Source organism: Mycobacterium sp. SMC-13 (assembly GCF_045311035.1).
In the GTDB taxonomy this organism is placed as follows: domain Bacteria; phylum Actinomycetota; class Actinomycetes; order Mycobacteriales; family Mycobacteriaceae; genus Mycobacterium.
The window spans coordinates 12,032-34,487 of record NZ_JBJIAI010000011.1 but is presented as its reverse complement, the minus strand read 5'-3'; the positions used below and the strand labels follow the sequence as shown (position 1 = coordinate 34,487).

Here is a 22,456-nt window from a genome sequence, read left to right as displayed (position 1 = left end):
GCGATTCGATCCGATCGGACTCTCCGCCGCGGCCCGTACCCTTCCTTCATAGCATGCCCCCTGGGGTATGTGACAACGAACTTGTCGGAGATCTCACACTAACATTCATACCCTAGGGGGTATGGTACGTTCGGCTTGATTCAGTACCCCTAGGGGTATCGCATATTGCGCGCGGCTACGGGCTACAGCCTGCGTCGTCGTGCGCGGCGAAGGGAGACAACGATGCCACCTGTCCTGGCGAGAATCTGGGTGCCTGCGGTGACCGTGGTCGCCGTCGCGCTGGGCGCGACGGCAGTCACGCAACTGCGCGGCGCGTTCGGCTCCGAACCGATCTTCACCGCCACCGGCCGCACTGCCGAGCCACTCGAGCCGACGCATGTCAAGCATGTGGTCTATGAGGTTTTCGGCCCCACCGGCACCGCGGGCAGCGTCAACTACCTCGATGACAACGCCCAGCCGGTGCAGGCAAGTTTCGCCGCCCTGCCGTGGACCGTCGAGATCACCACGACCGCACCGGCGACGATCGCGAGCATCGTCGCGCAGGGCGACGGCAACCGGCTCGGATGTCGTATCACCGTGGATGGCGAGGCCCGCCAGGAGCAGTCCGCCCTCGGGCGTGATGCCCAGACCTCGTGTCTGGTCAAGAACGCATGAGCAGCAACAACCGTGACCACGACACCCGCCCGGCGTACATGCGATTCATCCGGCGGTTCGCCTGGCCCATCGTCATCGGCTGGCTGCTGCTCACCGTCGCCCTGAATGTCCTTGTGCCACAGATCGAGTCGGTGGCCCGCGAACACGCGGTGACGATGTCGCCGCAGGACGCCCCGGCGTTGATCGCCGCCAAGAAGATCGGTGCGACGTACCGCGAGTCGGATTCCGACAGCATCGCGATGGTCATCCTCGAAAGCGACGAGAAACTCGGCGACGAGGCCCACCGCTTCTACGACAGCCTGGTGCGGGCGCTGCGGGCCGATTCCGCGCACGTACAACACGTGCAGGACGTCTGGGGCGACCCGCTGACCTCCGCGGGCGTGCAGAGCCGCGACGGCAAGGCGGCGTACGTCCAGCTGAATCTCGCCGGCGACCAGGGCAGCACGCTGGGTAATGAATCGGTCGACCGCGTGCGGGAGATCGTCGAGCGGCAGACGCCGCCCCCGGGGCTGAAGGTCTACGTGACGGGGCCGGCACCACTGACCACCGACATGAACGAGGCCGCCGACAAGAGCATGCTCACGATGATGGGCGTCACAGGCGTCGTGATCATCATCATGCTGGCCGTGGCCTACCGCTCCGCGAGCACTGTCGCGCTCGTGCTGGTGATGGTCGGTTTCGAGATGGGCACCGCAAGGGGCCTGGTCGCGCTGCTCGGCGACCACGGTCTGCTGAGCTTCTCGACATTCGTGGTCGCCATGCTGTCCTCGCTGGCCATCGCCGCGGGAACCGACTACGCCATATTCCTGGTGGGCCGCTACCACGAGGCCCGCCAAGCCGGACAGACCCCGGAAGCCGCCTACTACACCATGTTTCGCGGCACCGCCCACATCATCCTGGGTTCCGGCCTGACCATCGCCGGCGCGACGCTCTGCCTGCACCTGGCACGGCTGTCGTACTTCAAGGCGCTGGGCATCCCCTCCGCCCTGGGGCTCGTCGTGGTCGTTGCGGGCGCGTTGACCGCGGCGCCGGCCGTGGTGGCCGTCGCCACGCGCCGCGGCCTGCTCGAACCGAAACGGATGACCAAGACCACGGGCTGGCGACGCATCGGCACCGCCACCGTCCGCTGGCCGGCGCCGATCTTCGTCGCGTCCCTACTGGTCGCCCTCGTCGGAATCATGTTCATGCCCAGCATGAAACTGAGCTTCGACGACCGCTTCTACATCCCTCGCGACCTGCCGTCGAACGTCGGATACGACGCCGCCGAGCGCCACTTCAGCGCTGCCACGATGAATCCCGACATCCTGATGGTCGAGACGGATCACGACATGCGCAACAGCGCCGACATGATCATCCTGGACAAGCTGGCCAAGGACATCTTCAAGTTGCCCGGAATCGCGATGGTGCAGAGCATCACTCGCCCGTTCGGCGGGCCGACCGAACACACCTCCATCCCCTTCCAGGTCAGCGCCCAGTCCATCCCGATCCAGCAGAACCTCCAGATCATGAAAGACCGGATGGGCGACATCCTGAAGATGAGTGACGACCTCGGTGGCCTGATCGGACCGATGAAGCGCCTGCAGGCGTTGGTGGACCAGATGGGTGGCGCCACGGGGCACCTGGCGACGGATGTGCACGAAATGCACACCACCATGGGCGAACTGCGCGACCATCTGGCGGACTTCGATGACTTCGCCCGGCCGCTGCGCAACTACTTCTACTGGGAGCAGCACTGCAGCGACATTCCGGTCTGCGCGGCGACCAGATCGGTCTTCGACGCCATCGACAACGTCGACACGTTCAGTTCGGACATGGCCGCACTGGGCACCGACATGGACAGCACGGTCGCGCTGTTGCCACAGATGAGGGCCCAGTTCCCGCCCATGATCGCGACGGTGGAGTCCATGCGCGGCACGCTGCTCACATTGCACAGCAGTTTCTCCGGGCTGATCACCCAGATATCCGCGATGACCGACACCGCCGGCGCCATGGGCCAGGCCTTCGACGCCTCCCGCAGCGGCGACTACTTCTACCTGCCACCGGAAGCCTTTGCCAATGCGGACTTTCAGCGCGGCCTCAAGCTGTTCCTGTCCCCCGACGGCAAGGCCGCGCGCTTCATCATCACGCACGCCGAAGATCCGGCCACCCCGGACGGCATCGCCGCGGTCCTGCCGACGCTCGAGACCGCGCATCAATCGGTGAAGGGATCGGCCCTCACCGGTGCCAAGTTCTACCTCGCCGGCACCGCCGCGATCTATCGAGACATCCAGTCGGGCTCGCAGTACGACCTGCTGATCGTCGGCACCGCCGCGCTGACCCTGATCTTCGTCGTCATGCTGCTCATCACGCGGGCGCTGGTCGCATCGCTGGTCATCGTCGGCACCGTCCTGCTGTCCCTCGGTGCGGCGTTCGGACTCTCGGTGCTGGTGTGGCAGAACCTGTTGGGCCTCGAGTTGAACTGGATCGCACCGGTTTTCGGCCTGATCATCCTGCTGGCGGTCGGCTCCGACTACAACCTGCTGCTGGTCTCCCGGTTCCAGGAGGAAATCGGCGCCGGACTGAAAACCGGCATCATCCGCTCGATGGGCGAGACCGGCAGTGTCGTGACCACAGCCGGCCTGGTGTTCGCCTTCACCATGATGTCGATGGCCGCCAGCGATCTGAGCTCCATCGGTCAGGCCGGCACGACCATCGGACTCGGATTGTTGTTCGACACCTTGATCGTTCGGTCATTGATGACGCCGTCCGTCGCGGCGCTCCTCGGCCGGTGGTTCTGGTGGCCGCTGCGGCCCCGCCGCACGGCGGCGGCAACCGAGCAGCACTCCCCTGCGCCGGTGGGCTGATCAGTCGCCCGGCGTCCGCGCCAGGATCGCCAGCAGCAGTTCGGCGCGGACCCGGGCGATCGCGAGGTCGACGCCGAGCAGCGCCTCGGCGGTCTCGATGCGCTTGCGCATGGTGTGCCGATGCACGCCGACGGCCGCGGCCGCGGATTCCCAGTGGCCGTTGGCTTCCAGGAATGCGCGCAGCGAGGTGAGCAATCCCGAACCGAACTCGGCGTCGTGGTCGAGGACCGGAGTCAGTACCGCCGCGCCGAGGGCAACCAGCACGTCGCGACTCTCCCCGAATGCCAGCAGCGCGCTGCCGGCCAGCGCCGAGAATTCGAGCGGAGGCCGGCCGCATTCGGCGACGGAGGCCGCCAACCGGGCGTTGTCGACGGCCTCGGCGAGCTTGGCCAGCGGCTGAATTCCGCTGAGCCCCAGGCGGATGGTCCGGCGCAACGACGCATCGATCCGGGACACCAGGGCAGCGGCGATCTCCTCGGCCTCCGCTCCCGGCAACAGCACCGCGAGCCACGTGTCGGCGCCGTGCACGAATGCGGGTTGACCCGCCTGGTCCAACTGCTCATGGATCGCCGCGCTCACCTTCTTGAGCAGGTTGGCGGTGTCGGCGTCGGCGTTCGTGTCCGAGTCCGCCTGCGCGACCAGCACCCTGATCCGGCCCCGGTGATCGGCGGCCTGCGACAGTTGCGCCCAGGCCGGTTCCAGGTTGGCCTCACCGGTGAGGATGAGGCCGAGCGCCTGCTCGTTGAGCCGCTGCTGCGCCTCCTTCAAGCGCACCGGTTTCTCGAAATCCAAGGCGAGCAACGAGTTTGCGTGGCCCAACAGCACCTGATCGACCGGACTCAATGCCGTTTCACTGACCACGCCGAGCACCCCGTGTGAACGGCCGCCGACGCGGATGGACTGCTGCGCGACGGTGACACCTTCGGCCAGCACCGCGACGGCCGACGCGGCCCCGGGCTCGATGGCATCACGCACCAGGTTGACCGTGGTGACGTTGAGATTGCGCGGGTGGGAAGCGATCACCGTGCCGGACGGATCCAGCACCACCACGCTGGCGCGCAGCGCTCGCCCCAGTTCGGCGGCAACCTCTTGCGGGCCACCACTGACGACAGCCCGGGTGATTCGCGGCTGTGCGCGGGACGCCCGCAGCACCGCGTCGTACTGCAGTGCCGCGATACGCGAGCTGACCCGCTGCACGACGGCCGCGAACGGCGTCCGCAGCGGAATCTCCAGCAGCGGCAGCCCCAACTCCTCCGCGGCGGACACCAGTTCTTCCGGCACCTCGTCGAAGGTCAGCCCGATACCGAATCCCACACCGGCGACGCCACTTTCGTGGAGGCGGCGGAGGTAGTCCCGCCGGTCGGCGGACGCCGGCGGCAGACTGATCCCGGTGGTCAGTACCAGCTCACCCCCGGACAGCCATTTGGCCGGGTCGGCCAACTCGGTGGTCAGGACCAGACTGATCTCGCCACCGACGCCGACGGCGCCGCCACGCAGCCGGATCCGCAGATCAGCTTGGTCCAGCACCCATCGCACCGGAACAGTCACCGCCTGAATGTACAGAATGTCGAAAAACTCCGCCGAAAATCCCCGGATTGTCCGATGCTGAGGGGTGTGTCCTGGCGCACACTAAGGCCGCCAGACACTTCTGAACTTCACGAGAGAGAGCGGCGGTACGAGATGCCCGACGGCCTACTGCAGAACTACATCGACGGCCAGTTCGTCGACTCGTCATCGTCGGAGACCATCGACCTGATCAGCCCCGTCGACGGCTCGGTGGTCGGGCAGGCTCCGGTATCGAACCGCGCCGACGTAGACGCCGCAGTGGCCGCCGCCGAGCGGGCCTTCGTCACCTGGGGCCGCACCACACCCAGCGTGCGTCAGCAGGCACTGCTCAAGCTCGCCGACGCGATCGAGGCGCACAGTGACGAGATCGTCGAGGCACAGTGCCGCAACACGGGCCAACTCAAGTCGATGATCGCCGCCGAGGAAGTCGCCGTCAGTGCCGACCAGGTGCGATTCTTCGCGGGCGCCGCACGCATGGTCGAAGGGCTGTCCGCCGGCGAGTACCTGGAGGGCTTCACCTCCTACGTGCGGCGCGAGCCGATCGGCGTCGTGGGTCAGGTGACGCCGTGGAACTACCCGTTCATGATGGCGATCTGGAAGATCTGTCCGGCCCTGGCCACCGGCAACACCGTCGTCCTCAAGCCCAGCGACACCACCCCGGAGAGCACCTTGGTGCTGGCCCGCATCAGCAAGGGCATCCTGCCCGACGGCGTGTTCAACGTCGTCCTGGGCACCGGTGCGACGGGCGCCGAGTTGGTCGACCATCCGGCCATCGGACTGGTCTCCATCACGGGCTCGGTCCGCGCCGGCATCGCCGTGGCCTCGGCAGCCGCCCAGCAGCTCAAGCGCAGCCACCTCGAACTCGGTGGCAAGGCGCCCGCGGTGGTGTTCGGTGACGTCGACATCAAGAAGGCCGCCACGGGAATCGCCCAGGCCGCCTTCTTCAACGCCGGGCAGGACTGCACCGCGGCCACCCGCGCGATCGTCCACGAGTCCATCCACGACCAGTTCGTCGACGCCCTGGTCGAGGCCGCGCAGACGCTGCGCCCGGGCCTGCCCGATGACGCCGACGCGTTCTACGGGCCGCTGAACAACGTCAACCACTTCACGGCGGTCAGCCAGAAGATCGCCGCACTGCCGGACCACGCCACCATCGTCACCGGCGGAAAGCAGCTGGGCGACAAGGGCTTCTATTTCGAACCGACCGTGATCACCGGCGTGCGCCAGGACGACCCCATCGTCCAGGACGAGACGTTCGGCCCCATCCTCACCGTGCAGTCGTTCAGCACCGACGAGGAGGCCATCGACTACGCGAACGACGTGCGCTACGCCCTGGCTTCGAGCGTGTGGACCAAGGACCACGCGACTGCGGAAAAGTTCAGCCGCGCACTTGATTTCGGTGCCGTGTGGATCAACTGCCACATCCCGCTCGTGGCCGAGATGCCCCACGGCGGCTTCAAGTACTCCGGCTACGGCAAGGACCTGTCGATCTACGGCGTCGAGGACTACACCCGGATCAAGCACGTCATGAGCGCCCACGACTGATCCGTCTTCTCCCCCTTTTCACCCCACCGACTCGACCCGTGCCGACAGGAGTTGCACCGATGCCCGACACCTTCCACCCCCTCGACCCACTGACCGCAGCCGAATTCACCAAGGTCGCCGAGATTCTCGCGGCGGCACACGGCGTCGGGGACGGCTGGCGGTACACCTCCGTCGAGATGATCGAACCCGCCAAGGCCGAGGTGGCCGCATTCGACGCCACCGGCGCCAAGCCGGACCGGCGTGCGCTGGCGACGCTGCTCGACACCGCGAACAACCGCACCTACAAGAGCGTGGTGTCGCTGACCGACGAATCGGTGCAGTCGTGGGACCACATCCCGGGCGTGCAGCCGAACTTCACCGTCGACGAGTGGGAAGAGGCCGACGAGGTGCTGCGCAAGCACCCGGATGTCATTGCGGCCCTGGCGAAGCGCGGCATCACCGACATGGACCTGGTGTTCATGGACACCTGGACCTACGGCGACGTCGTGATGCCGGAGCAGTACAAGGACCGCCGCCTGGGCTGGACCGACACCTGGGTACGGGCCGCTGACGGCGCGAACCCCTACGCCGGCCCTGTCAACGGATTCCACTGTGTCATCGACATGAACACCATGGAACTGCTGGAGATCGAGGACACCTTCACCGTCGATCGGCCGGACATGATGGGTGAGTATGTGCCGCAGCACATTCCCGAGCGCATCCGCAATGTGGGCACCCGGGAGCCGCTGCAGCCGCTGAACATCACTCAGCCCGAAGGCGTTTCGTTCACCCTCGAGGGCAATCTGCTGAAGTGGCAGAACTGGTCGCTGCGCGTCGGGTTCAACTACCGCGAGGGCATGACGCTGCACGCGGTGAGCTACAACGACAACGGCAACGTGCGGTCGGTGGCCAACCGGATGTCGTTCGCCGAGATGATGGTCCCCTACCGCGACCACTGCACCGACCATTACCGCCGAACGGCTTTCGACATCGGCGAGTGGGGCATCGGCTTCATGACCACCTCGTTGGAGCTGGGCTGTGACTGTCTCGGCGAGATCCGGTACCTGGACGCCGTGCTGCACAACAGCAAGGGCGAGCCTTACACCATCAAGAACGCCATCTGCATCCACGAAGAAGACAACGCCGTGCTGTGGAAGCACGTCGACCACCACCACGGCGCCGAGGTGCGCCGCATGCGCCGGCTCACGGTGTCGTTCCACGTCACCGTCGCCAACTACGAGTACCTCACCTACTGGCGGTTCTACCAGGACGGCAACATCGAATGTGAGGTCCGCGCAACGGGAATCATGGTGGTGAGCAACTTCCCGGAGGGCCAGGCCCACCCGCACGGCACGCTGGTCGACAACCGCACCTATGCGCCGTACCACCAGCACTTCCTCGTCGCCCGGCTCGACCTCGACATCGACGGCACCGAGAACACGGTGTACGCCAGCGAGACCGAGATCGAACCGATGGGACCGGACAATCCCTACGGACTGTCGCTGCGGCAGCGCAACACCCCGCTGCGCACCGAGGCCGAGGGCAAGCAGGACATGAACTTCCAGACCCAGCGGGCATGGAAGGTCGTCAACGACAACGTCCGCAACGGCATCGGAACCCCACCGGCGTACAAGCTTGTGCCCGGCGGCGCCTTCCCCGCCATGTTCGATCCGAACTCCCCGGTTCTGGCACGCTGCCGCGCCATCGAGCACACCGTGTGGGTCACCCCCAACTCCCCCGAAGAGCGTTGGCCCGCAGGTGAATTCGTCACACAGAGCAAGGAAGACACCGGCCTGCCGATGTGGACCGAGGCGAACCGCTCGATCGAGAACACCGACGTGGTGCTGTGGTACGTGTTCGGCATCCACCACATCACCCGGCCGGAAGACTGGCCGATCATGCCGGTCGACACCGTCAACTTCTGGCTCAAGCCCGTCGGCTTCTTCGATCGCAACCCGTCGATCGACGTCGCACCGACGCCGCCGAAGGCCTGCCACATGTCCTCCAACTGTGAAGAAGGCTGAGCCGTGACCACTCCGCGAATCGCCGTCGCGTATCTCGCGACGCCCGGCGGTGACGACGCCGTCGCCGTCGGCGAGCAGATCGCCCGCACCCTCGGCGCCGAGATCGACCTGTGCATGGTGCTGCCCAGCGACCGGTCGGCGCTGGCCACCACGCCCGGCGGCATACTGCAGCGCGAAGCCGAAAGTTGGCTCGCCGCAGCCGCGGCCGGGGTCCCCAGCGACCTCAAGGTGACGACCCACCTGAGCTTCGACGAGTCCAGCACCGCGGGCCTGATCGTCGCGGCAGAAGCCGCCGGGGCCGAGGCCCTCGTGGTCGGCGGCGCGGGCGGCGGTATCGCCGGCTCGTTGTCCCTCGGCTCGGTGGTCAACGACCTGGTCCACGCGTCGCCGATTCCCGTGGTCATCGCGCCGCGCGGCGCCCGTCTGAAGCACAATGACCGGATTCGGGAGGTCACGTGCGCCGTCGGCACCCGGCCGGGCGCCAAGGCGCTCCTGGACAGCGCGCTGCGGCTCTGCCGTGACACCGGGACGCCGCTGCGTCTGGTGTCGCTGGTCGCCGTCGACGACGCCGACGATCTGGAGCTGGCACAGCAGCACGCACAGAAGGCCCTCGACCAAGCGAAAGCATTTCTGCCGGAAGGTATTCCGGTCAGCTCGCGCGTAGCCACCGGCGCCGGCGTCGAGGACGCCGTCAACAAGCTCGGCTGGCATGACGGCGACGTGATCATGGTCGGGTCCAGCCGGCTCGCACAGCCCCGCCGGCTCTTCCTGGGATCGACCGCGGCCAAAATGCTGCGCGTCCTGCAGGTCCCCATGATCGTGGTTCCGAAAGCTGAAGGGGCTGATAATGACTGAACAACTGGCCGATTCCGACCTCGCTCGCGTAGAGCGGGAAGAAGGCCTCGTCGCCAAGGGCCTCGCCGCAGGCAGAATCGGCACCTTCACCGGGGCCATCCTCGGTATCTCGACCGTGGCACCGGGCTACACGCTCACCGCCAGTATCGGCCTGATCGTCGCGGCGGTCGGGCTGAAGATGCCGGCCATCCTGATCGCCGGCTTCATCCCCATGTTCCTGACCGCCTACGCGTACCGCGAACTGAACTCGCGAGCACCCGACTGCGGCGCGTCATTCACGTGGTCCACCAAGGCTTTCGGCCCGTACGTCGGCTGGATGTGCGGGTGGGGCATGGTGATCGCCACCATCATCGTGCTGTCCAATCTCGCGTCGATCGGCGTCCAGTTCGGCTACGAGTTCCTGGGCAAGGTGCTCCACAACGAGAGTCTCGCCACGCTCTCCGCCGACAACGTCTGGGTCAACATCGGCTCGACCGTCGCGCTGCTGGCCATCGCCACCTACATCTCGTGTCGCGGCATCACGACCAGCGAGAAGGTGCAGTACGTGCTGGTCGGCTTCCAGATGATCGTGCTCATCACGTTCTCGATCGTCGCGATCGTGCGGTCCGGCGGGGCCGAAGGACACCTGAGCTTCGACATCGATTGGTTCGACCCCTTCACCGGACTCACCATGAGCGCCTTCGTGATCGGGCTCATCGGCTCCATCTTCGCGTTCTGGGGCTGGGACACCTGTCTGACCCTCGGTGAGGAATGCAAGGACCCCACCAAGGTGCCCGGTCGTGCCGGATTGCTCTGCGTCCTGTCGATTTTGCTGACGTACCTCCTGGTCGCGGTCGCCGTGATGATGTATGCCGGGATCGGCGACACCGGCCTCGGACTGGGCAACAAGGACAACGCGGCCAACGTCTTCGGCGCGCTGGCCTATCCGGTCCTCGGCGAATGGGGCGGGCCGCTGCTCCTGCTGGCGGTGTTCGCCTCGTCGATCGCCAGCCTGCAGACCACCGTACTGCCGGCCGCCCGCACCATGCTGGCCATGGGAACCTACGGGGCCTTCCCCAAGCGGTTCGCCAGCGTCAGCCCGCGCACCCTGTCGCCGGTGTACAGCACCGTCGTCGCCGGCGTGGTGACCGCCGCGTTCTACACCATCGTGACGCTGCTGTCCGAGCGCACGCTGCTGGATACCATTGCCGCCCTTGGCATCATGATCTGCTGGTACTACGGCATCACGGCGTTCGCCTGTGTCTGGTTCTTCCGCAAGGAACTGTTCCTCAACGCGCACAACGTCATCTACAAGCTGGTGTTCCCTCTGCTCGGTGGCATCATGCTGCTGTCCGTGTTCGTCAAATCGGTGCTCGTCAGCATGGATCCGACGGCCAGCGGCAGCGGCGCGGAGATCGGCGGCATCGGCCTCGTGTTCTATCTGGGCTTCGGCATCCTGATCTTCGGCGCGGTGCTGATGCTCGTGATGCGCGCGTCCCAGCCGGCATTCTTCCGTGGTGAGACGCTGACGATGGACACGCCCCCGCTGCCCTGAGGCGGCTCGATCTGACGCGCCCCGTCACGCTTCGGTGTGGCGGGGCGCGTTTCGTGCGTGGGGCCGTTGACTCTGCATCGTGGGCGCAAAAAGCCGAGTAGCCGTGTGCGTAGGCGCAGGATCAACGCCCAGGCCAAGCATTCCCGCGTTCACCCTGAAACCTGGGCGCACAAAGGCCGAGTAACCAAGTGCCTGAGCACAGGATCAATGCCCGCACCCGGCGCGCCGGGCTACTTCCGCAGGTCGCAGTACCCGCACAACGCCACACTCCCGAACGCTCGACAAAATGGCGCGGCTATCGCTCTCGGAATCGACAATGTGGACATAGTTATCCGCGCCACAACCGCAGAGAATCAGCAGTACACAAGCCGTTCGATCACCAGGAGCAACCGATGACCGACATCACCTATCGACTGGCGCAGAAGCGCAACATCGTCACCGCGCTGCCCGGTCCGCGATCGGCCGAGATGTCGGCGCGCCGCCAGGCCGCGGTGGCGGGTGGCGTCAGCTCGTCGGCACCGGTCTACGCCGCGGACGCCGACGGCGGCGTCATCGTCGACATCGACGGCAATTCGCTGATCGACCTGGGTTCGGGCATCGCCGTCACCAGCGTCGGCGCATCGCACCCCGGTGTCGCCGCGGCAGTGGCCCAGCAGGCCGCCCGCTTCACGCACACCTGTTTCATGATCACCCCGTACGAGGGCTACGTGGAGCTCGCCGAGCGGCTCAACGCCATGACCCCCGGCGATCACGAGAAGCGCACCGCATTCTTCAACTCGGGCTCCGAAGCCGTCGAGAACGCGGTCAAGGTCGCGCGGCTGGCCACCGGCCGGCAGGCCGTCGTCGCCTTCGACCACGCCTACCACGGCCGCACCAACATGACCATGGCCCTGACCGCCAAGGCCATGCCCTACAAGACGCAGTTCGGTCCGTTCGCGCCCGAGATCTACCGCATGCCCGCGTCGTACCCGTACCGCGATGGCCTGACCGGCGAGGCCGCCGCCAAGGCCGCCATCAGCCGCATCGAGACCCAGATCGGCGCCGCGTCGCTCGCCGCGGTCATCATCGAGCCCATCCAGGGTGAGGGCGGCTTCATCGTGCCCGCGCCGGGATTCCTTGCCACCATTGTCGATTGGTGCAAGGCCAACGGCGTCGTGTTCATCGCCGACGAGGTGCAGACGGGCTTCGCCCGCACCGGATCCTGGTTCGCCTCCGACCACGAGGGCATCGTCCCCGACATCATCACCATGGCCAAGGGCATCGCCGGCGGCATGCCGCTGGCCGCCATCACCGGCCGCGCCGACCTGCTGGACGCCGTGCACCCCGGTGGCCTGGGTGGCACGTACGGCGGTAACCCTGTCGCCTGTGCCGCGGCGCTCGCCACGCTCGACGCCATGGCCGAGATGGACCTGCCTGCCCGCGCCCGCGCCATCGAAACCGCGGTCGTGCCCAAGCTGCAGGCCCTGACCGACACCGGAGTGATCGGTGACGTCCGTGGCCGCGGCGCCATGCTGGCCATCGAGATCGTCAAACCGGGTACCAATGAGCCGGATCCGGTTCTCACGAAAGCCATTGCGGCAGAGGCCTTCAAGCGCGGCGTCATCCTTCTGACCTGCGGCTCGTACGGAAACATCATCCGCCTGCTCCCGCCGCTGGTCATCAGCGACGAGCTGCTCGACGAGGGCATCGCCGTCCTGGTAGACATCGTGCGCGAAATGGCGGCAGCCCGATGATCGACCGCACCACGCTGCTGGAGTCCATGCCCACCGAGCTGTGGCTCGGCGGCCTGCAGGTCCCCGCTTCCACTGGAGCGCGGTTCGCCGTGCACGACCCGGCTACGGACGCCGTGCTCATCGAGGTCGCCGACGCCTCGCCCGCCGACGGTGCCCGCGCCCTCGACGACGCGGTCGCCGCGCAGGCATCGTGGGCCGCCACCCCGGCCCGGGAACGCGCCGAAATCCTGCGCCGCGCTTGGGAACTGGTCATGGAGCGTCGCGACGACTTCGCCCTGACCATGACCCTCGAGATGGGCAAGCCCCTGGCCGAGAGCCAGGGTGAGGTCAACTACGGCTGCGAGTTCCTGCGCTGGTTCGCCGAAGAAGCGGTGCGGATCAACGGCCGCTACACGCAGTCGCCCACCGGCACCGGCCGCATCCTGGTCACCAAGCAGCCCGTCGGCCCGACCCTCGCCATCACACCGTGGAACTTCCCGCTGGCCATGGGTACCCGCAAGATCGGCCCGGCGCTGGCTGCCGGTTGCACCATGATCGTCAAGCCCGCGGCCGAGACCCCGCTGACCATGCTGCTGCTGGGCCAGGTGTTCGCCGACGCCGGCCTGCCCGCCGGCGTGCTGTCGATCCTGCCGACCACCGATGCCGCCGGTCTGACCGGCCCGCTGCTGACGGACCCGCGGCTGCGCAAGCTGACGTTCACCGGCTCGACCGGTGTCGGACGAAAGCTGTTGGCACAGTCCGCAGACCGGGTGCTGCGCACCTCGATGGAACTCGGCGGCAACGCCCCGTTCGTGGTGTTCGACGACGCCGACCTGGACGCCGCGATCGACGGTGCCATGGCCGCCAAGATGCGCAACATGGGTGAGGCATGTACCGCCGCCAACCGCATCCACGTCGACAACGCGGTCCGTGCCGAGTTCACCGAGAAGCTCGCCGCCCGCATGGCGGCACTGGCCACCGGCCCGGGCGACCAGGCGGGCAGCCAGGTCGGTCCGCTGATCACCGCCAAGCAGCGGGCGACGGTCGACGAGCTGGTGCAGGACGCCGTCAACAAGGGCGCGACGGTGGCCACCGGCGGCAAACCCGTTGAAGGCGAAGGCTTCTTCTATCCGCCGACGGTGCTCGCCGACGTGTCGACCGACGCCCGCCTCCTGCGCGAGGAGATTTTCGGACCGGTCGCCGCGATCATCGGATTCGACGGCGAACAGGCCGGCATCGATGCCGCCAACGACACCGAATACGGCCTGGCCGCGTACGTCTACACGCAGGGCCTGGACCGGGCACTGCGGGTCGCCGAGGCAGTCGAGGCCGGCATGGTGGGCGTCAACCGCGGCGTCATCTCCGACGTGGCCGCGCCGTTCGGCGGTATCAAGGAATCCGGCATCGGCCGTGAAGCCGGCAGCGAGGGCATCGAGGAGTACCTCGAGACCAAGTACATCGCCCTTCAGTAGTTGCGCCGCAACAACTTTCCCCTCTCCCTCCACACACAGACATCCAATTAAATAGACCGGAGTAGTCCTCCCATGCAGAATTCCGCTGCCCGGGTGTCTTTCGACGCCGACGGGCTGAACAACCACGCCCAAATCCAGTGGCCCGGGCATCCGCCGTTCCTGGCCGACGTCTGCGCGATGTTCGAGTCCTTCGGCCTGCGCGTCGCCTCGTACCACCACTCCGACGATGCCGGGCACTGCTACGAGTTCGGCGATCTCTCGCTGTCCGAGGCGACACGTGACCTGGTCGCGCAGGCCTGTGAGGCCGCCATCGCGGGGCGCTGGAGCGTCGACCGGTACGCGATGCTCATCGTCGCGGCCGGCATCGACTGGCGCCGCGCGGTGCTGATCCGCGCGGCGTGCCGGTTCCTCCGGCAGACGGGCCTGGGATTCTCCGAGGACTACATCATCGAATCCCTGGTCGCCGCAACCGGTTTCGTGAACGCATTGCTGGCGCTGTTCGACGCCCGGTTCAACCCGGACGCCACCGCTGACGTCGAGCAGGCGGATCGAGAGGTCGCCGGTCTCGTGGATGCCGCCACCTCGCTGGACGACGACCGGATCCGGCGGGCACTGCACGCCTTCGTGGCGGCGACACTGCGCACCAACTGGTTCCAGGTCGGCGCCGACGGCCTACCCAAGGACTACGTGTCGTTCAAGATCGACTCGGCGCGCCTGTCGATCACCGGACCTGTTGTGCCCTACCGCGAAATCTTCGTGCACTCCGACACCGTCGAGGGTGTGCATCTGCGCAGCGGCGCGATCGCCCGCGGCGGCCTGCGCTGGTCCAACCGGGCCGAGGACTTCCGTACCGAGGTCATGGGCCTGATGAAGACGCAGGCCGTGAAGAACGCCCCGATCGTGCCGACCGGCGCCAAGGGCGCCTTCGTCTTGCGTTCTGCCACTGTCGATCCCGCGGACGGCTACCGCACCTTCATCCGCGGCCTGCTCGACGTCACCGACAACATCGTCGACGGCACCGTCCGCCATCCCGACTGCACCGTGTGCCCCGACGGCGACGACGCCTACCTCGTCGTGGCCGCCGACAAGGGCACCGCCACGTTCTCGGACCTGGCCAATTCCATTGCCGCCGAATACGACTTCTGGCTGGGCGACGCCTTCGCCTCGGGCGGGTCGGCCGGGTACGACCACAAGGCCATGGGCATCACCGCCCGCGGTGCGTGGTTGTCGGTGCGGCGGCACTTCGCCGAGGCCGGCCATGACATCGACGTCGAACCGTTCACCGTGGCCGGCATCGGCGACATGTCGGGTGATGTGTTCGGCAACGGAATGCTGTTGTCCCGCAACATCAAACTGGTCGCCGCGTTCGACCACCGGCACATCTTCCTGGATCCGAATCCGGATACGGAGACCTCGTACGCCGAGCGCGACCGCCTCTTCCGGCTCCCCCGATCCAGCTGGCAGGACTACGACCCGGCGCTGATCTCGTCGGGCGGCGGCGTGTGGTCACGCACCGCCAAGTCGATTCCGCTGTCGGATCAGGTCCGGGCCCGCCTGGGCATCACAGCCGCCGAATGCACGCCCGACGAGCTGATCAGCGCGGTGCTGCGGGCACCGGTCGATCTGCTGTGGAACGGCGGCGTCGGCACGTATGTTCGCGCCGATGACGAGACCGACGCCGACGCCCAGGACAAGGCGAACGACCGTGTACGGGTCACCGCATCGCAGTTGCGCTGCAAGGTGATCGGCGAGGGCGGCAACCTCGGGCTGACGCAACAGGCCCGGATCGCGTTCGCGCTTCGCGGCGGCCGGGTCAACGCCGACTTCATCGACAACGCCGCCGGGGTCGCCACCTCCGACCTCGAGGTCAACCTCAAGATCGCACTGGACTCCGGCACCATCGCCACCGCCCGACGCAATGCGCTGCTCGCCGGTGCCACCGACGACGTCGCCGCACGGGTCCTGGCCGACAACGCCGACCAGATCCTCGCGATCAGCATGGCTGCCGCCGAGGCCGGCTCACTGTTGGAGCGGCACGTCCGGCTCATCGGCAACCTACAGGACGTGGCCGGCGTCGACCCCGATGTCGAGGGACTGCCGTCGAAGCAGGAACTGGATCGCCGCCGTCTCGTCGGACTCGGGCTCACCCGTCCCGAAATCGCCGTGCTACTGGCACAATCCAAGAATCTGGTGTCGCAGGAGCTGTTGGCCTCCGACGTGCCGGATCACGAGATGTTCGTCGGCCGCCTGGTGCAGTACTTCCCGGCCGGCATCGCCGAGCACGTCCGGGCAGAGATCGCGAACCACCCGCTGCGGCGCGAGATCGTCGCGACCTCGGTCGCCGGTGAGCTGATCAACCGCGTCGGTCCCGGCACCATCTACCGCATGCAGGAGCGACTATCGGTGAGTACGGCCGACGTGGCGATGGCATACGCGACGGTGCGCGACATCCTCGATCTCGACAACCTGTGGTCCGAGGTGCTGACCGGTAAGACCGATGAGAGCGGGCGCATCCAGGCGCTGCTGGAGATCCGGGAACTGCTTGAGCACCTGACGTCGTGGGTGGTGCGCAACGGCGCGGGCAACCGCGACCGGGTGAGCGCCGCGGTCAGCCGGTTGATGGCGGTCAGCTCTTCTTGAGCTCCTCGGCGAGCATCACGATGATGCCGCTGGGCCCACGGACATACGTGAGCTTGTAGATGTCTTCGTAGGTCGCCACGCCGCGCAGCGGATGGCAGCCGTGCCGCGCGGCGATCTCGAGGGCAGCGTCGATGTCGTCGACCGAGAACGCGACGCGGTGCATGCCGATGACGTTGGGCAGAATGGGCTCCGACTCGATGGCCTCGGGATGGATGTACTCGAAGAGCTCGATGCGGCCGTGACCGCCCGGCGTCTCGAGCATCGCGATGTTGGCGTGGTTACCGTCGAGACCCACCGCGGTTTCGGTCCATTCGCCGCTGACCGTGGCACGGCCGACCACCGTCAGCCCCAGGTCGGTAAAGAACGCGATGGTCGCGTCGAGATCGCGCACGGCGATGCCGACGTTCTCGAGTTTGATGGCCATGCGGACGATGGTACCGAGTCGGACCGAGCCTCACCGGTCGGCTTCTAGCCCGTGACCCTGCCCTTGCACTGCTCGTCACGCCAGTTCTGCCAGAGCACGTTGGCAATGGTCGGAGGACCAGCCATGAATCTCATGGTGATGAATTCATCGGTTCCGGGCTTGATCCATGAGTACGGGCCGCCGGTGTAAATGGTGCACTGCTGCCATCCTTTACGCAGCAGACCGCCATCGGCCACCGCAAATATCGTGTTTCGGATCGGGATGTCTTTCCGCGAGTCCAGGCGGTCGCCCTTGTAGCCCCATGCCTCACGTGACGAGGTCTTGCTGTAGCTGCTCTGAACTAGCCAGGTAGCCGCCGGCATGTCGATCCCGAGCAACTTCGACTTGTTGTCCCGGGTGGTGGTCGTCGGGGTCGATGACGCCGACCGCCGTTTCTCCAGATTCTCACGAACCGTTTCGCTGGCGATCCGGTCGGTCTCCACGACACAGCCCGTCAGCACCACGGGGCCGACGATGGCGGCCAAAGCGAGTGCAGCAAAGCGACTCTTGATGGCTCCTCCTGACGTAGGTGACTGAATCAAGAGGTTAGGAGCAAATCTTGCCGATGGGAAGGGGCACCAACAGGGCTGCTACTCGCCCATCGCCGCCGGCTGGTGCTGCGTGATGCAGTGGATGCCGCCGCCGCGCTCGAACAGCGGCCGCGCGTCGACGCTGACCACGCGCCGGCCGGGATACTGCTCGGCCAGGATCGCCGCCGCGTCGGCGTCGCGCGGATCACCGAACGCGCACGCGATGACGCCGCCGTTGACCACCAGGTGGTTGATGTAGCTGTAGTCGACGTAGCCCTCGGCATCGGTCAGCAGGTCCGGTGCGGGAAGTTCGATGATCTCCCACGGCCGGCCCGCGGCGTCACAGGTCTCGGCGAGGGCCTCGCGAATCTCCTTGCACACCAGGTGGTCCGGATGCACATCGGAGCGCTGCGCATGCAGCAGCAGGCGCCCCGGTGACGTGATGGCCGCGACGATGTCGACGTGTCCGCGGGTGCCGAAGCGCTCCGAGTCGCGTGTCAGACCACGCGGCAACCACACGGCGTGGGTGGCGCCGAGGGTGCGGGCCAGTTCGGCCTCGATGTCGGCCTTGGTGGCGCCGGGATTGCGGCCGGGGTCGAGTTGGACGGTCTCGGTGACCAGCACCGTGCCCTGCCCGTCGACCTGGATACCGCCGCCCTCGTTGACCAACGCCGAACTGATCACCGGAACGCCGGCCCAACCAGCCACGGCGGCACCGATTTTCGCGTCACGATCCCAGCGTGCCCAGTCCTGGCCGCCCCAGCCGTTGAACACCCAGTCCACCGCGGCCACCGAACCGTCGGCGGCGTGCACGAAGGTCGGGCCGATGTCGCGCATCCAGGCGTCGTTGAGCGGCGCCTCGACGATGTCGACCTCGGCGGACAGATACCGCCGCGCGGCAGCCGTCTCCGCGGGGTCAACCACGACGGTCACCGGCTCGAACTCCAGCACCGCGTGGGCCACGGCAGCCCATGTCGAGCGCGCCTCGTGGTGTTCGGTTTCGTTGTCCCCCAAGGAATATCCTTCGGACGGGAACGCCATCCACACCCGGTCCTGTGGTGCGCTCTCCGCAGGCATCACGTAGTTCGTCATTTCACCACCGCGGTGGCCTCGTGGCCGGCGCCGTACGGACGTTGCGCGTCGACCGGTGCGGTCAGCGCGCCGTAGCTCTCGGGCCGGCGGGTCAGCAGGAACGGGAACAGCTCCAGCCAGTCGCGGCGCTGGTCGAGGTCCAGATCGGCGACCAGCACCGCCTCCTCGTCGCGCGGCGCCTGCACCAGCACCCGGCCATAGGGGTCGGAGATGAACGACGAGCCGTAGAAGGTCACGGTGCCCTCGTCGCCAATTCGGTTGGGCACCACCATGAAAAGGCCGCTGTTGATGCCGTTGGCGACGATGACCTGCTGCCACAGCGGCTGCGTGTCGAACGCCGGGAAGACCGGTTCGGATCCGATGGCCGTCGGGTAGACGACGATCTCCGCACCGCCGAGCGAGTAGTTGCGAGCCACCTCGGGGAACCATTCGTCCCAGCACGTCGGCATTCCGAGCTTGGCGCCGAGTCCCTCCGGCTCGTAGACCGGGTACGGGTTGCCCTCGGCAGGACCGGCCCGGAAGTAGGTGTCCTCGTAGTAGCCCGCCGAGATCGGGATGTGCATCTTGCGGGTCCGGCCGGCGAGCTCGCCCGACGGGGAGACCAGGATCGCCGTGTTGAAGCCCAAACCGTCTGCCGCCGGCGACTTTTCGTAAAGCGACGCGTGCACGAAGATGCCGTTGGCGCGGGCCGCCTCGGCGGCGAGTGCGAACGTCGGTCCGTCGAGGAGATCTTCGGCGGTATCCCCCGGGTTCGGGCCGGCCGGGGTGTCGGCGGGATACCGCAGCAGGGTGATCTCCGGCAGGCAGACCAGCGCGGCGCCCTCTCCGGCCGCGCGGTCGATGCCGTCACGCAGCACCTTGGCGAGCTCATCGGCATCGGGACGCCAGCGGTGCTGCACCAGGCCGACCCGCACCGGCGGGCGCGTCGACTCGGTGCTGCGGGACAGCGACTCGGGTGCGGTGGCGGTCAGGGTGATCATCAGCTGGACTCCTAAAACGAATTTGATTCGTTTTATTGTGGCCCCACTTACCCGTGCTTGTAAAGAGGTAGTAGAAAGATTCCATGGGCCGCCCCTCCAAACCGCTGCTATCCACGGATCGCATCGCCAATGCAGCAATGGATTTGGTCAACAAGACCGGCGGCTTCACCGTGCCTGAACTGGCCCGGGCCCTCAAGGTCAGCCCGTCATCGCTGTACAACCACGTCGCCGGACGGGAACAGATCGTCGAACTCCTGCGCGAGCGGGCCATGTCCGACGTCGCGCTGCCCGCCGACGACCCGCAGCGGCCGTGGACCGACGTCGTCGCCGACATCATGCGGTCCTACCGCCAGAGCTATGCCCGCTACCCGCGGCTCATTCCCCTACTGACCTCGCACGCGGTGAACAGCGACCACGCCCTCACCATGTACAACGTGCTGGCCGTCGCGTTCGACCGGGCCGGGTTCGATCCCGCGGACACGTTGCGGGCCATCACCCTGATCGACTCGTTCGTGCTGGGCTCGGCGCTCGATGTCGCCGCGCCCGACGAACCGTGGCAGGCCGGCGCCGATGTCGCACCGGAATTCGCGGCCGCACTGGCCACCGGCACCACCAAACCCGAACGCGCCGATGACGCCTTCGAATTCGGCGTCAGAGTGCTACTCCGCGGACTGGCGGCGGTCCCGTCGGCCGAGTGATTACTCGGCCGCGTCGCCCTCGGGCTTGCTCTCGCCGTCGGTGGCCTTGTCCCCGTCCTCAGCTTCCGCCTCGGTCTTCGGCAGAACCGCATCCAGCGCCGCACCGGTGATCCGGCGGAACGCGCGGCGCGGCTTCTTGGCGTCGAGGATCGCGACCTCGAGCGTCGCTGCCCCCAGCACGCGATCGCCGGCCCCGGCGTGCAGCGCGTCGACGGCGATCTTCACCGCGTCGGCCAGGCTCGCGTTCTCCTGGTAGGAGTCGTTGAGCGCGGCGATGATCGGCTCGGTCGTACCACCCATGACGACGAAATGCGGCTCGTCGGCGATCGACCCGTCGTAGGTGATCCGGTACAGCTCAGGAGCTTTCGTCTCGCCGTGATGCGCGACCTCGGCGACACACAGCTCGACCTCGTAGGGCTTGGCCTGCTCGGTGAAGATGGTGCCGAGGGTCTGGGCGTAGACGTTGGCCAACTGGCGGCCGGTGACGTCGCGCCGGTCGTAGGCGTAGCCACGGGTGTCGGCGAACTGGATGCCGCCGCGACGCAGGTTGTCGAACTCGTTGAACCGGCCGACCGCCGCGAAACCGACGCGGTCATACAGCTCGCTGACCTTCTGGAGCGAGCGCGACGGGTTCTCCGCCACGAACAGCACGCCCCCGTCGTAAGCCAGGACAACCACGCTGCGACCCCGCGAAATGCCTTTGCGCGCAAGCTCGGAACGTTCCCGCATCGCCTGTTCGGGCGAGATGAAATACGGAAAGCTCATCAGGCATTACCTCTCGCGCGGGTCCGGTTGGCGATGACTTCCCGGGCCAGCGCGGCGATACGCTCCTCGGTGACCTCTTCGGCGCCCTCGGCACCGATCAGTACCGCGGTCGGATAGATGCCACGTGTCAGATCCGGTCCGCCGGTGGCCGAATCGTCGTCGGCAGCGTCGTACAGCGACTCGATGGCGACCTTGAGCGCCGAATCGGCGTCGGTCACATGCGAATACAGCTTCTTGATCGACGACTTGGCGAACAGCGAGCCCGAGCCCACCGACTGGTAGCCCTCTTCCTCGATGTTCCAGCCGCCGGCGGCGTCGAACGAGACGATGCGGCCCGCATTGCCCGGGTCGGAGTCGTCGAGGTCGTAACCCACCAGCAGCGGCAGCGCCACGAAGCCCTGCAGGGCCGCGCCGAGATTGCCGCGGACCATGATGGCCAGCCGGTTGACCTTGCCACGGAACGTCAGCGGCACGCCTTCGAGCTTCTCGTAATGCTCGAGTTCGACGGCGTACAGCCGCGCGAACTCCACCGCGATGGCCGCGGTGCCGGCGATACCGGTCGCGGTGTAGTCGTCGGCGATGTGCACCTTCTGCACGTCACGGCTGGCGATCATGTTGCCCTGCGTGGCGCGCCGGTCGCCCGCGATCAGCACACCACCGGGGTACTTGATCGCGACGATCGTCGTGCCGTGGGGCAGGTCCGCACCAGAGGCCACAGCATCCCCCACCACCGGCAGCAGGTGGGGCGCCTGCCGGCTGAGAAAGTCCGAAAACGAGGACAGGTTCAGGTGGGGTGAGGTGACATCCAGTCGATCAGAGAAAGGCCCGAACGCTGCCGTCACTGGCCGCCCTTTTGGACGTATGCGCGCACGAAGTCCTCAGCGTTCTCTTCCAGCACGTCGTCGATCTCGTCGAGCAGGTCGTCGGTGTCCTCAGCGAGCTTCTCGCGACGTTCCTGACCTGCGGCAGACGGGCCGGAGAGGTCGTCGTCCTCGCCGCCGCCGCCACCGCGCTTGGTCTGTTCCTGAGCCATCGCCGCCTCCTGATTGCTCGATTCTCTGACTTCACACTACCGGTCCGCGCCCGGGTTCCCCGGGAACACAA

Annotated in this window: 18 protein-coding genes; 10 read left to right on the top strand and 8 right to left on the bottom strand. The window is 67.0% G+C overall.

Annotation, left to right across the window (positions count from 1 at the left end):
- Window positions 1-222: 222 nt before the first annotated feature.
- Window positions 223-654 (top strand): MmpS family transport accessory protein, encoded by a 432-nt coding sequence (locus ACJH6I_RS17365; protein WP_318985927.1) that lies wholly within the window; start codon window positions 223-225, stop codon window positions 652-654.
- On the top strand, window positions 651-3,497 hold the full coding sequence (locus ACJH6I_RS17360; protein ID WP_318985926.1) for an RND family transporter: 2,847 nt from the start codon (window positions 651-653) through the stop codon (window positions 3,495-3,497). The genes ACJH6I_RS17365 and ACJH6I_RS17360 overlap by 4 nt, the downstream gene beginning before the upstream one ends.
- On the opposite strand, the gene ACJH6I_RS17355 is transcribed toward ACJH6I_RS17360, so the two are convergent.
- Window positions 3,498-5,033 carry a PucR family transcriptional regulator gene (locus tag ACJH6I_RS17355; protein ID WP_212814859.1) on the bottom strand — a complete coding sequence of 512 codons (1,536 nt, stop codon included), beginning with the start codon at window positions 5,031-5,033 and terminating at the stop codon, window positions 3,498-3,500.
- Window positions 5,034-5,177: 144 nt separating this feature from the next.
- Between ACJH6I_RS17355 and ACJH6I_RS17350 the strand changes: the two genes are divergently transcribed.
- The 7 genes from ACJH6I_RS17350 to ACJH6I_RS17320 all read left to right on the top strand — a co-directional run bounded on the left by ACJH6I_RS17350 (window position 5,178) and on the right by ACJH6I_RS17320 (window position 16,824).
- Window positions 5,178-6,608 carry an aminobutyraldehyde dehydrogenase gene (locus tag ACJH6I_RS17350; RefSeq protein WP_318985925.1) on the top strand — a complete coding sequence of 477 codons (1,431 nt, stop codon included), beginning with the start codon at window positions 5,178-5,180 and terminating at the stop codon, window positions 6,606-6,608.
- Window positions 6,609-6,667: 59 nt separating this feature from the next.
- Window positions 6,668-8,611 (top strand): primary-amine oxidase, encoded by a 1,944-nt coding sequence (locus tag ACJH6I_RS17345; protein ID WP_318985924.1) that lies wholly within the window; start codon window positions 6,668-6,670, stop codon window positions 8,609-8,611.
- Between the two features lie 3 nt (window positions 8,612-8,614).
- Complete coding sequence (locus tag ACJH6I_RS17340) at window positions 8,615-9,466, top strand: universal stress protein (protein WP_318985923.1); 852 nt, start codon at window positions 8,615-8,617, stop codon at window positions 9,464-9,466.
- Window positions 9,459-11,000, top strand: a complete 1,542-nt coding sequence (locus tag ACJH6I_RS17335; protein ID WP_318985922.1) for an APC family permease — start codon at window positions 9,459-9,461, stop codon at window positions 10,998-11,000. The genes ACJH6I_RS17340 and ACJH6I_RS17335 overlap by 8 nt, the downstream gene beginning before the upstream one ends.
- 392 nt (window positions 11,001-11,392) lie before the next feature.
- Window positions 11,393-12,733 (top strand): 4-aminobutyrate--2-oxoglutarate transaminase, encoded by a 1,341-nt coding sequence (gene gabT / locus ACJH6I_RS17330; protein WP_293021223.1) that lies wholly within the window; start codon window positions 11,393-11,395, stop codon window positions 12,731-12,733.
- A complete protein-coding gene (locus ACJH6I_RS17325; protein ID WP_293021221.1) occupies window positions 12,730-14,184 on the top strand; it encodes an NAD-dependent succinate-semialdehyde dehydrogenase in 1,455 nt (484 codons plus the stop codon). The genes gabT and ACJH6I_RS17325 overlap by 4 nt, the downstream gene beginning before the upstream one ends.
- Window positions 14,185-14,256: 72 nt before the next feature.
- On the top strand, window positions 14,257-16,824 hold the full coding sequence (locus tag ACJH6I_RS17320; RefSeq protein ID WP_293021219.1) for an NAD-glutamate dehydrogenase domain-containing protein: 2,568 nt from the start codon (window positions 14,257-14,259) through the stop codon (window positions 16,822-16,824).
- Here the strand turns inward: ACJH6I_RS17320 and ACJH6I_RS17315 are convergent.
- The 4 genes from ACJH6I_RS17315 to ACJH6I_RS17300 form a co-directional block, all read right to left on the bottom strand.
- Window positions 16,811-17,248, bottom strand: a complete 438-nt coding sequence (locus tag ACJH6I_RS17315; protein WP_061001608.1) for a VOC family protein — start codon at window positions 17,246-17,248, stop codon at window positions 16,811-16,813. The genes ACJH6I_RS17320 and ACJH6I_RS17315 overlap by 14 nt on opposite strands.
- Before the next feature lie 44 nt (window positions 17,249-17,292).
- The gene (locus tag ACJH6I_RS17310; RefSeq protein ID WP_061001609.1) at window positions 17,293-17,772 is read right to left on the bottom strand and encodes a hypothetical protein; all 480 of its coding nucleotides are present in this window, start codon (window positions 17,770-17,772) and stop codon (window positions 17,293-17,295) included.
- Between the two features lie 105 nt (window positions 17,773-17,877).
- Window positions 17,878-18,909, bottom strand: coding sequence for an agmatine/peptidylarginine deiminase (locus tag ACJH6I_RS17305; RefSeq protein ID WP_061001610.1), 1,032 nt, complete (start codon window positions 18,907-18,909; stop codon window positions 17,878-17,880).
- Window positions 18,906-19,889: a nitrilase-related carbon-nitrogen hydrolase gene (locus ACJH6I_RS17300; protein WP_053853861.1), complete on the bottom strand. Its 984-nt coding sequence runs from the start codon at window positions 19,887-19,889 to the stop codon at window positions 18,906-18,908. Before ACJH6I_RS17300 ends, ACJH6I_RS17305 begins: the two co-directional genes overlap by 4 nt.
- A gap of 83 nt (window positions 19,890-19,972) precedes the next feature.
- On the opposite strand from ACJH6I_RS17300, the gene ACJH6I_RS17295 reads away from it, so the two are divergent.
- Window positions 19,973-20,587, top strand: a complete 615-nt coding sequence (locus tag ACJH6I_RS17295) for a TetR/AcrR family transcriptional regulator C-terminal domain-containing protein (RefSeq protein WP_061001611.1) — start codon at window positions 19,973-19,975, stop codon at window positions 20,585-20,587.
- On the opposite strand, the gene prcA is transcribed toward ACJH6I_RS17295, so the two are convergent.
- The 3 genes from prcA to ACJH6I_RS17280 are packed head-to-tail and all read right to left on the bottom strand — an operon-like array spanning window position 20,588 to window position 22,385.
- Complete coding sequence (gene prcA / locus ACJH6I_RS17290) at window positions 20,588-21,352, bottom strand: proteasome subunit alpha (RefSeq protein WP_293021213.1); 765 nt, start codon at window positions 21,350-21,352, stop codon at window positions 20,588-20,590.
- Window positions 21,352-22,194, bottom strand: a complete 843-nt coding sequence (prcB, locus tag ACJH6I_RS17285; protein ID WP_293021212.1) for a proteasome subunit beta — start codon at window positions 22,192-22,194, stop codon at window positions 21,352-21,354. The genes prcA and prcB overlap by 1 nt, the downstream gene beginning before the upstream one ends.
- A complete protein-coding gene (locus tag ACJH6I_RS17280; RefSeq protein WP_064986355.1) occupies window positions 22,191-22,385 on the bottom strand; it encodes a ubiquitin-like protein Pup in 195 nt (64 codons plus the stop codon). Before ACJH6I_RS17280 ends, prcB begins: the two co-directional genes overlap by 4 nt.
- Window positions 22,386-22,456 lie beyond the last annotated feature (71 nt).

Excerpts from the sequence above, each read along its gene's own strand:
- ACJH6I_RS17365 (WP_318985927.1), top strand. The coding sequence starts at position 223 with ATGCCACCTGTCCTGGCGAGAATCTGGGTGCCTGCGGTGACCGTGGTC.
- ACJH6I_RS17360 (WP_318985926.1), top strand. The coding sequence starts at position 651 with ATGAGCAGCAACAACCGTGACCACGACACCCGCCCGGCGTACATGCGA.
- ACJH6I_RS17350 (WP_318985925.1), top strand. The coding sequence starts at position 5,178 with ATGCCCGACGGCCTACTGCAGAACTACATCGACGGCCAGTTCGTCGAC.
- ACJH6I_RS17345 (WP_318985924.1), top strand. The coding sequence starts at position 6,668 with ATGCCCGACACCTTCCACCCCCTCGACCCACTGACCGCAGCCGAATTC.
- ACJH6I_RS17335 (WP_318985922.1), top strand. The coding sequence starts at position 9,459 with ATGACTGAACAACTGGCCGATTCCGACCTCGCTCGCGTAGAGCGGGAA.
- gabT (WP_293021223.1), top strand. The coding sequence starts at position 11,393 with ATGACCGACATCACCTATCGACTGGCGCAGAAGCGCAACATCGTCACC.
- ACJH6I_RS17325 (WP_293021221.1), top strand. The coding sequence starts at position 12,730 with ATGATCGACCGCACCACGCTGCTGGAGTCCATGCCCACCGAGCTGTGG.
- ACJH6I_RS17320 (WP_293021219.1), top strand. The coding sequence starts at position 14,257 with ATGCAGAATTCCGCTGCCCGGGTGTCTTTCGACGCCGACGGGCTGAAC.
- ACJH6I_RS17315 (WP_061001608.1), bottom strand. The coding sequence starts at position 17,248 with ATGGCCATCAAACTCGAGAACGTCGGCATCGCCGTGCGCGATCTCGAC.
- ACJH6I_RS17305 (WP_061001610.1), bottom strand. The coding sequence starts at position 18,909 with ATGACGAACTACGTGATGCCTGCGGAGAGCGCACCACAGGACCGGGTG.
- ACJH6I_RS17300 (WP_053853861.1), bottom strand. The coding sequence starts at position 19,889 with ATGATCACCCTGACCGCCACCGCACCCGAGTCGCTGTCCCGCAGCACC.
- ACJH6I_RS17295 (WP_061001611.1), top strand. The coding sequence starts at position 19,973 with ATGGGCCGCCCCTCCAAACCGCTGCTATCCACGGATCGCATCGCCAAT.
- prcA (WP_293021213.1), bottom strand. The coding sequence starts at position 21,352 with ATGAGCTTTCCGTATTTCATCTCGCCCGAACAGGCGATGCGGGAACGT.
- ACJH6I_RS17280 (WP_064986355.1), bottom strand. The coding sequence starts at position 22,385 with ATGGCTCAGGAACAGACCAAGCGCGGTGGCGGCGGCGGCGAGGACGAC.